Below are 8,904 nucleotides of genomic sequence, written 5' to 3' on the forward strand. Positions count from 1 at the left end.
CGCATGAATTCAACCGCCTGTCAGGGGGGGTGGTCCGGACACAACATACTGCCTGCGCCAGGCGACTCCGGTCCGCCCCCCTGTCAATTACGCGAGAAGCTGGTCAAACCCGTCCCGAAGCCTGTCTGACATACCGCTCCCGGTCATGTGTTGCCGCAGGCGCTGATTGTAGCCTCCGGGCGTGTCGAGCGCATCCAGAAGCGGATCGCATGGCGCGGCGAGCAGGCTGGAACCCACCAGTTCGCGCAGGAATGTCTCGGCCATTTCCGGGTCGGCTCCCTTATGCGCCAGCCAGTCCGCCGCGTCCTTGACCATTCTGATGGCAGGCGACAGAACCGCCTGCGCGCAGAGATAGGTGCCGAGTTCCTCTTCGGTCGCAATCTCGAAGATAGAGTTGCGGGCGCCGAACAAGGCGTGGATCAGGCTGCTGTCCCCATGGGCCAGAATTTGCGATCTTCCGGTCGCAATGGAGGGAAACGGGATCATGCGGGCCGCCATGGTGGCGGGGGCTGTCATGTCGGCAACCCTGGCCAAGTCCAGCCCCGCCATGAGCGAGATCACCTGCTGGCCCTCGCGGAACCGCAGCGCGGCGAGTACATTCGGGGCGACATCCTCTGTCAGGCCCAGAAACACGATTTCGCTGCGATCCACGATTTCCTGGTTGTCCGCCACGGTCACATTCCCGAACCGACCGGCAAGATGCCCGGCGTTCTTTTCGCTGCGTCTGGACACGGCGATATCGTGCCCGTCCTCCGCGATTCCCTTGACCACTGCGGTGGCAATGGTGCCAAGTCCTATGATTCCGATCCGCATCAGCGTGCTCCCCATGTGTCGGACAACCGGTAGCCTTCGGGCCAGGGGTCTGAAGGGTCCAGCATATGTTGGTGGATTCCGGTGATCCAGCCGCGACCGGATATCTCCGGCAGGATGGCGGGGCGATCACCGACAGTCGTTTCTTCCATGATCCTGCCCGAAAAGGTCGAACCGATCAGCGACCGTGCTATCAGGCAGTCACCGGTTTTCATGACACCGCGGGCATGCAGCACGGCCATCCGGGCCGAAAGCGCCGTGCCGGTGGGCGACCGGTCGACCTTGCCCGGCTGGATCGCCACGGCGGCCCCCGCCTCCAGCCCCTCCGGCCCATCGGTCAGCGGGCCGGCGAACAGGCAAAACGAAATGTGCCGCCAATCCGGGTTTTCCGGGTGATCAAAGCCAAGCTGCGCATTGGCGGCATTGGTGATCTTGACGCCCAGCTTGGCGATGGCATGGGCCTCGTCCTTGACCAGCTTGAAGCCCAGTTTCTTCGCATCGACGATGACGAAGCTGTCGCCGCCATAGGCCGTATCAACGACCATCTCGCCCAGGCCCTCGACCTCCAGCCTGACGTCCAACTTCGCGGCGAAGGAAGGCACGTTGCGCACAAAGATGCGCTCGGCCTTGCCTTCCCGGCACTCAGCCCGCACACGCACCAGGCCGCCCGGCGCTTCGAGCACCAGATGCGTTTCGGGCTCCTGCATCGGAACCAGCCCTCCGTCCAGAAGCACAGTCGATACACAGATCGCGTTGGAGCCCGACATGGGCGGGGTGTCCTCGGGCTCCATGATGATCCAGGCGGCCTGCGCCTCGGGGTGCTTTGGCGGCACCAGCAGATTCACATGACGAAACACGCCGCCACGCGGTTCATTCAGGACAAAGTTGCGCAGGGTCTGATCCTGCGCGACCCAACGGCTTTGCGCCCAGAGCGTGTCGCCCGGCGGGGGCAGGACGCCGCCGACGATCACGTCGCCCACCTCGCCCTCGGCATGGGCCGAGATCACGTGAATCGTCCTGCTGGAGCGCACGTCAGAGTCCCTTGCACAGGCGCAGCGCGTCATAGACCGCCGCATGTGTGTTTCGCGCGGCCACCGCATCCCCGATGCGGAAGAGCTGATAGTTTCCGTTTTCGTTGCGCGTCACCTTCTGCGGGTGGCCCGCGATCAGCGCCTCATAATCCACCTCGCCAAGGTTCGACGATTCCGGACGCAGGTCGAAATAGACATCATCCAGCGGCCGCGTGCCGTGGTTGACGACCACCTGGTCGACATGGCGTTCGCGGGAAACACCGCCATAATCGCTGCCGATGACTGCCAGGAGGCTGTTGCCGTCCCTGCGCACGGCGTCGAGCTTCCAGGTCACGGTGAAGGTCACGTCGCGCTTTTGCAACTCGCGCATTGAGGGCGTCAGCGACATGGCCATGACCTCGGGCGCGAAGCTGCGGTCGCGGGTCATGATCTCAACGCGCGCGCCGGTGGCGGCGATCCTTTCGGCGGCCTGAAGGGCGGCGTAATCGCCTGCGTCGTCGTAGATCAGCACGTTCTCGCCCGGCTTTGCATCGCCCGACAGGATGTCCCAGGTCGACACGACAAGCGCGCCGCCTTCAGCCAGCACTTCGGTATGTGGCAAGCCGCCGGTGGCAATGATGACGACATCGGGATTTTCCGCCAGGACGATCTCCTTGTCGGCGAAAGAATTGAAGCGGAACTCCACCGCCATGCGCTTGCATTCCTCGAACCGCCACTGGATCAACTGGATCATCTCCGCCCGTCGAGGGGTCTGTGCGGTCAGGCGCACCTGGCCGCCGGGATCGTTGGCCGCCTCGTGCACGATCACCTCATGTCCACGTTCCGCCGAAACACGCGCGGCCTCCATCCCCGCAGGTCCGGCCCCCACGATCACCACACGCCGTTTGGTCTCTGCCCTGGTCGCGACATGCGGTTGTTCCAGTTCGCGCCCTGTCGCCGGGTTGTGCAGGCACAGCGCCATGCCGCCCTGATAGATCCGGTCGAGGCAGTAGTTCGCGCCGACGCAAGGCCGGATACGATCCTCTTCCCCGCGCATGATCTTGGTGACAATATGCGGGTCCGCCATATGGGCACGTGTCATGCCCACCATGTCCAGCTTGCCGCTGGCGATGGCGTGGCGCGCGGTGGCGACATCCTGGATCTTGGCGGCGTGGAAGGTGGGAAATTGCGTTGCTGCACGGATCTCGCCCGCAAAGTCGAGATGCGGGGCACTGCGCATACCCTGAACCGGGATCAGGTCGGTCAACCCGGCATCCGTGTCGATATGTCCTTTCACGATGTTCAGGAAATCCACCATGCCGCTGTCTTTCAGTCGACGCGAAATCTCCAGCCCGTCTTCGCGCGTCAGGCCGCCAGCCAGCTCTTCGTCGCCGGTGTAGCGCACACCGACGATGAAATCGTCACCACAACGCGCGCGGATCGCTTTCAGCGTCTCGAAGGTGAACCGCAGGCGATTATCGAGGCTACCTCCATAGTCGCTATCAAGGTCATTGGTCAGCGGTGACCAGAACTGATCCATCAGGTGGCCATAGGCCTGCAATTCGATCCCGTCGAGACCCGCCGCTTTCATCCGTTCCGCAGCATCGGCGTAGTCTTCGATGATCCGGGCAATATCCCAGTCTTCGGCCTTTTTCGGGAACGCCTTGTGTGAGGGTTCACGTTCGTGGCTGGACGAGACGACCGGCAGCCAGTCGGCCTTGTCCCAGCGGGTGCGGCGACCAAGATGCGTGAGCTGAATCATCACCGCACAGCCGTGGTCGTGGCATTCATCCGCAAGCGCCTTCATCCAACCCACAACCTCATCCTTCCAAGCCAGGATGTTGTTGAACACGGGCGGGCTGTCCCGCGCCACGCTGGCCGAGCCGGCGGTCATGGTCAGGGCCACGCCCGCCCGAGCCCGTTCGACGTGATAGGCGCGATAGCGATCCTTGGGCATCCCGTCCTCGGGATAGGCCGGTTCATGGCTGGTGATCATCAGCCGATTCTTCAGTGTCAAATGCTTGAGTTGATAGGGCTGGAGAAGCGGATTGTCGGACATGCGGGACTCCCTGGCTGTGCGCCGAGCATTTCAAAGAATGTTCACATATGTCAAGAAAAAGATCATGACTGTATATTTTCCTTGTGAATTGCGCCGCCTCTACATAGAATTTTACCCATGGCGCTGAACAACCCATCCACCCAGGACCCCGAAAAGACGACCGGCTGGCGCGGTTCGCGCGAGGTCTGGCTGGCTGCGGCCAAGCAGGCGTTCATCGAGACGGGCCTGGATGCGGTCAAGATTCAGCCGCTTGCGAGCCAGCTGAACCTCTCCCGCACCAGCTTTTACTGGTTCTTCAAGGACCGCAAGGCACTGCTTGACGCGCTTCTGGAAGAGTGGGAGGCGAAGAATACCGGCGCCTTTGTTGCGGCCTGCGAGGCCTACGCGGAAACGATTGCCGAAGCGATCCTGAACCTGATCGTCGTTTTTCATGACGAGGACATGTTCGAGCCGCAACTGGATTTCGCCGTGCGCGGATGGGCGCATCAGTCCAACGAGGTCATGTCGCGCATCAATACCGCGGACGAGCGCAGGCTCGATGTAATACGAACCATGTTCCGGCGGTTCGGATATCCACCGGACGAGGCCGATGTGCGGGCGCGCACGGTGTATCTCACCCAGATCGGTTACATCTCGATGCAGGTCCGCGAAGATCGTGCCACGCGGGTGGCGAGGGTGCCCGGTTATGTAAAGACCTTTTCCGGTGTGACCCCGACCGGCAGCGAGCTCGCCCGGTTCCACGCAAGACTGATGATCGACCCGACAGAGACGAGCGCCGAACACACTGAAGTAGAAGAATAGCACGAGCCTCACTCGAACAGCTGGATAGCCACCATGTCTCATTGCGCATATGTTGATCAGACTGTCGTGATCGCGGGCGATGAGAGGCATGCTGTGTCATGATTTGTCCACTCCGAGTTTCGCGCGCTTCAAAAGCCGTGAATTGCCGATCAGCGTCGCATCGTCGATGCTTTGCAGTCGGTGGCGCAAGATCTGAGCGACCCGGTCGCGGAAATCCATCCGCAGACCGGCCGGGAAACCGAGTTGACCTGCGAGGACCCCGACTTCGCCGCGCGCCTTGCCGAGCTGGCCGAGGTGGCCGGCGAGCGGGTCGAGCTGCCAGAAGCCGCACCGCGGGCGCAGTCGGTCGATATGTCGGACGGTCTGGAATGCGTCGCGTCGCGCGTTAGCGAGATCGTCTTCAGCACCGAGCCCTGCCCCGCTGCTCTACGCGGCGGTGCTCGAGGCGCGGATCGTTGCGTTCCTGCTCGTCGAGGCGCTGCGCCACCGCGAGGAGGGGCGCGTGCCCACGCGCCCGCAGCGCTTCCAGAAAGCCGCCAAGCGCAAGCTGCCCGAGCCCGAGCGTGCCACCTGCCGGTGGCTGGTGCGGGCGAGCGGCACCTATCGATGGATCGGCCGCAACGCGTCCTTCATCGCCGTGCCGGTCGATGGCAACGTCGAGGCCTATGCCGATGGTACGCGTCTGGCGAACTACTTTCGCAAGGCGTGCCCGCAATACGTCAACATCCCCCTTGCCGAACTCGAGCCCGGCTGGGTCCGTGCACGCGCCGACATCTTCGGAGATGCGAGGGTCTTCAACCTCTACAGGTTCAGCACCGAGGCGGCGCCATTTGCTGACATGGGCCGCCATCGTTTTGTTGACACAGTGCTAACATGGGCTCGTAACGCAGAAAGCCTCCCGTTCGGGAGGCTCTTAAGCAGTTGTATTATTTGGTATTTTTGGTTGCGGGGGTAGGATTTGAACCTACGACCTTCAGGTTATGAGCCTGACGAGCTACCGGACTGCTCCACCCCGCGCCAATTCTTTGCCTCGGGCGAATGAAATTCGGAACTGAGGCTGTGCATCGAAAGAGAGATATCAGACGCGCAAGGCGCCACTCAGAGGCTTTTTTAGGTTTGGCGGCGACCTACTCTCCCACGTCTTGAGACGCAGTACCATCGGCGCTAAGGCACTTAACGGCCGGGTTCGGAATGGAGCCGGGTGTTTTGCTCTCGCTATGACCACCAAACCGAAAAAAACCTCTGAATTCCAAGTCAAGCATAGGGGATGTATGCTCTCGGACCCTGTAGAAACCTGGCTTCTACTGGATCAAATCAAGCCTATCGGGCAATTAGTACCGGTCAACTGAACACATTACTGTGCTTACATCTCCGGCCTATCGACGTGGTGGTCTTCCACGGCCCTCAGGGATACCTTGTTTTGAGGGGGGCTTCCCGCTTAGATGCCTTCAGCGGTTATCCTGTCCGATCATAGCTACCCTGCACTGCTGCTGGCGCAACAACAGGTCCACCAGTGGATCGTTCACCCCGGTCCTCTCGTACTAGGGGCAACTCCTCTCAAGTATCCTACACCCACGGCAGATAGGGACCGAACTGTCTCACGACGTTCTAAACCCAGCTCACGTACCTCTTTAAACGGCGAACAGCCGTACCCTTGGGACCTGCTCCAGCCCCAGGATGAGATGAGCCGACATCGAGGTGCCAAACACTGCCGTCGATATGGACTCTTGGGCAGTATCAGCCTGTTATCCCCGGCGTACCTTTTATCCGTTGAGCGATGGCCCTTCCACTCGGGACCACCGGATCACTATGGCCGTCTTTCGACTCTGCTCGACTTGTCAGTCTCGCAGTCAGGCTGGCTTCTGCCATTGCACTCAACGAGCGATTTCCGACCGCTCTGAGCCAACCTTCGCGCGCCTCCGTTACGCTTTAGGAGGCGACCGCCCCAGTCAAACTACCCGCCACGCAGGGTCCCGGATCCGGATAACGGACCGCGGTTAGACATCAAGCAATGCAAGGGTGGTATCTCATCTGTTGGCTCCACAGAGACTGGCGTCCCTGCTTCAAAGCCTACCACCTATCCTGCACATGCATGGCCTGATGCCAGTGCGAAGCTGTAGTAAAGGTGCACGGGGTCTTTCCGTCTAACCGCGGGAAGCCTGCATCTTGACAGGCAATTCAATTTCGCTGAGTCGATGTTGGAGACAGCGGGGAAGTCGTTACGCCATTCGTGCAGGTCGGAACTTACCCGACAAGGAATTTCGCTACCTTAGGACCGTTATAGTTACGGCCGCCGTTTACCTGGGCTTCAATTCGGAGCTTGCACCCCTCCTTTTAACCTTCAGGCACCGGGCAGGCGTCAGACCCTATACGTCGTCTTGCGACTTCGCAGAGCCCTGTGTTTTTAGTAAACAGTCGCCACCCCCTGGTTTGTGCCCCCAGCCCCTAGTTGCCTAGGAACCGGGCCTCCTTCTCGCGAACTTACGGAGGTATTTTGCCGAGTTCCTTCAACATCGTTCTCTCAAGCGCCTTGGTATTCTCTACCAGTCCACCTGTGTCGGTTTAGGGTACGATCTCATGGAGGGCTATTTCCGGGAACCGATCAGCGGCCCACCCAATCCGATAAGGGTGAACAACAGTCTCGATCCGTCACTTCCTCCAGGCTCAGGAATATTAACCTGATTCCCATCGACTACGCCTTTCGGCCTCGCCTTAGGGGTCGGCTTACCCTGCTCAGATTAGCTTTAAGCAGGAACCCTTGGACTTTCGGCGACAGGGTCTCTCACCCTGTTTGTCGCTACTCATGTCATCATTCTCGCTAGTGATCTCTCCACCGGATCGCTCACACGCCGGCTTCACAGAAAACTCCTTGTCCTCCATGGCACCCCGAAGGGTGCTAAAGAGGATAGGAGTTATGTCACACTACGCTCTGCTACCATGCCTTACGGCATCCTCAGCTTCGGCTCATGGCTTGAGCCCCGTTACATCTTCGCCGCAGGACAACTTATTTAGACCAGTGAGCTGTTACGCTATCTTTAAAGGATGGCTGCTTCTAAGCCAACCTCCTGGTTGTTTTGGTCGTCCCACCTGCTTTCCCACTTAGCCATGAATTAGGGGCCTTAGCTGGAGGTCAGGGTTGTTTCCCTCTCCACTACGGACGTTAGCATCCGCAGTGTGTCTGCCATCTAGTACTCCCCGGTATTCGGAGTTTGGTTAGGATCAGTAAGCCTGTGGGGCCCCATTACCCATCCAGTGCTCTACCCCCGGGGGTATTCGGATGACGCTCTACCTAAATAGATTTCGCAGAGAACCAGCTATCTCCGAGTTTGATTGGCCTTTCACCCCTAGGCACAGCTCATCCCGATCCTTTTCAACGGATGTGGGTTCGGCCCTCCAGTAAGTGTTACCTTACCTTCAGCCTGGCCATGCCTAGATCACTCGGTTTCGGGTCTGATCCCACGAACTCAACGCCCTATTAAGACTCGCTTTCGCTACGCCTACACCTATCGGCTTAAGCTTGCTCGTGAGACCAAGTCGATGACCCATTATACAAAAGGTACGCCGTCACAAGACTGGACACTGATGACAATCATTTCGTTGGAATGCTGACCCGGAATTGCACCGTTTCGATCCCTGGGTTCCGGCTGTAGATCCCGGCGTTCGACCGGTGATCATAGCTTATCCCGAACCGCCATCCCTGGCGATTCTCGTATCCCAGTTCGATCCCCGATCGAAACTCGATCGGCCCGCCGAGATCGTAACCGCCATTTTCGGCATAAAGCCCGGCCATGGCGTGCAATTCGACAAAGATCGGTGTGGTTCCAAGTTGACGGTTGTAGGTCTGGCCATAGCCAACCCATGTTTCGCCTTCACCACCGAGCGAAAGCCCGACAGCATGGCCAAACGGGCCGTTGCGATGCCCCAGATCATAGCGCAGGTATACTTCCTGCGTGATCGGCGCACTCCGCGGCAAGACCTCGCCTGCCGAGATGGCAAATCGCGGCGTCACGTTCGTGCGCCCCAAACATCCCATCTCTGTTCCGCAATGATTACCGCTCATGTCGATAAGACCGAGCACGATCAGCAATCCTGCGAAAGTTCCGTCCGCCATATCCGCCTCCAACACTTGTTGAAGACGTATCTGGCGCAGATTGTCATTAGAGTCCAGTCAAGCTCCGACTGATTGTAGGCATTCGGTTTCAGGTACTGTTTCACTCCCCTCGT

The 8,904-nt window shown here is 59.8% G+C and carries 6 protein-coding genes, 1 tRNA gene and 2 rRNA genes (1 of these 9 cut by a window edge); 2 read left to right on the plus strand and 7 right to left on the minus strand.

The features are described from left to right. Positions 1 to 87: 87 nt before the first annotated feature. From FLO80_RS05580 to FLO80_RS05590, 3 genes are read right to left on the minus strand one after another with little or no spacing between them, the layout of a single operon-like run. Positions 88 to 813 carry an NAD(P)-binding domain-containing protein gene (locus FLO80_RS05580; RefSeq protein ID WP_111363173.1) on the minus strand — a complete coding sequence of 242 codons (726 nt, stop codon included), beginning with the start codon at positions 811 to 813 and terminating at the stop codon, positions 88 to 90. Then, complete coding sequence (locus FLO80_RS05585) at positions 813 to 1,841, minus strand: trans-3-hydroxy-L-proline dehydratase (RefSeq protein WP_111362599.1); 1,029 nt, start codon at positions 1,839 to 1,841, stop codon at positions 813 to 815. Before FLO80_RS05585 ends, FLO80_RS05580 begins: the two co-directional genes overlap by 1 nt. 1 nt (position 1,842) lies before the next feature. Beyond that, complete coding sequence (locus FLO80_RS05590; protein ID WP_111362600.1) at positions 1,843 to 3,879, minus strand: NADH:flavin oxidoreductase; 2,037 nt, start codon at positions 3,877 to 3,879, stop codon at positions 1,843 to 1,845. A 117-nt stretch (positions 3,880 to 3,996) separates the two neighbouring features. On the opposite strand from FLO80_RS05590, the gene FLO80_RS05595 reads away from it, so the two are divergent. Then, positions 3,997 to 4,680 (plus strand): TetR/AcrR family transcriptional regulator, encoded by a 684-nt coding sequence (locus FLO80_RS05595; protein ID WP_111362601.1) that lies wholly within the window; start codon positions 3,997 to 3,999, stop codon positions 4,678 to 4,680. A gap of 96 nt (positions 4,681 to 4,776) precedes the next feature. Here FLO80_RS05595 and FLO80_RS23350 read toward each other — a convergent pair whose 3' ends face one another. Further along, positions 4,777 to 4,899 (minus strand): hypothetical protein, encoded by a 123-nt coding sequence (locus FLO80_RS23350; protein ID WP_281286963.1) that lies wholly within the window; start codon positions 4,897 to 4,899, stop codon positions 4,777 to 4,779. A gap of 217 nt (positions 4,900 to 5,116) precedes the next feature. Here FLO80_RS23350 and FLO80_RS05605 point away from each other — a divergent pair, with 217 nt between their 5' ends. Next, positions 5,117 to 5,635, plus strand: a complete 519-nt coding sequence (locus FLO80_RS05605; protein ID WP_111362603.1) for a hypothetical protein — start codon at positions 5,117 to 5,119, stop codon at positions 5,633 to 5,635. Here FLO80_RS05605 and FLO80_RS05610 read toward each other — a convergent pair. The 3 genes from FLO80_RS05610 to FLO80_RS05620 form a co-directional block, all read right to left on the minus strand. Further along, positions 5,621 to 5,697 (minus strand) — tRNA-Met (locus FLO80_RS05610). The genes FLO80_RS05605 and FLO80_RS05610 overlap by 15 nt on opposite strands. Before the next feature lie 97 nt (positions 5,698 to 5,794). Continuing rightward, a 5S ribosomal RNA gene (rrf, locus tag FLO80_RS05615) occupies positions 5,795 to 5,909 on the minus strand. An 81-nt stretch (positions 5,910 to 5,990) separates the two neighbouring features. After that, a 23S ribosomal RNA gene (locus tag FLO80_RS05620) occupies positions 5,991 to 8,904 on the minus strand (it continues 509 nt past the right edge of the window).

The sequence above is a fragment of the Aquicoccus porphyridii genome (genome assembly GCF_008369105.1).
Lineage (GTDB): Bacteria > Pseudomonadota > Alphaproteobacteria > Rhodobacterales > Rhodobacteraceae > Aquicoccus > Aquicoccus porphyridii.

Excerpts from the sequence above, each read along its gene's own strand:
- FLO80_RS05580 (WP_111363173.1), bottom strand. The coding sequence starts at position 813 with ATGCGGATCGGAATCATAGGACTTGGCACCATTGCCACCGCAGTGGTC.
- FLO80_RS23350 (WP_281286963.1), bottom strand. The coding sequence starts at position 4,899 with ATGGATTTCCGCGACCGGGTCGCTCAGATCTTGCGCCACCGACTGCAA.
- FLO80_RS05595 (WP_111362601.1), top strand. The coding sequence starts at position 3,997 with ATGGCGCTGAACAACCCATCCACCCAGGACCCCGAAAAGACGACCGGC.
- FLO80_RS05590 (WP_111362600.1), bottom strand. The coding sequence starts at position 3,879 with ATGTCCGACAATCCGCTTCTCCAGCCCTATCAACTCAAGCATTTGACA.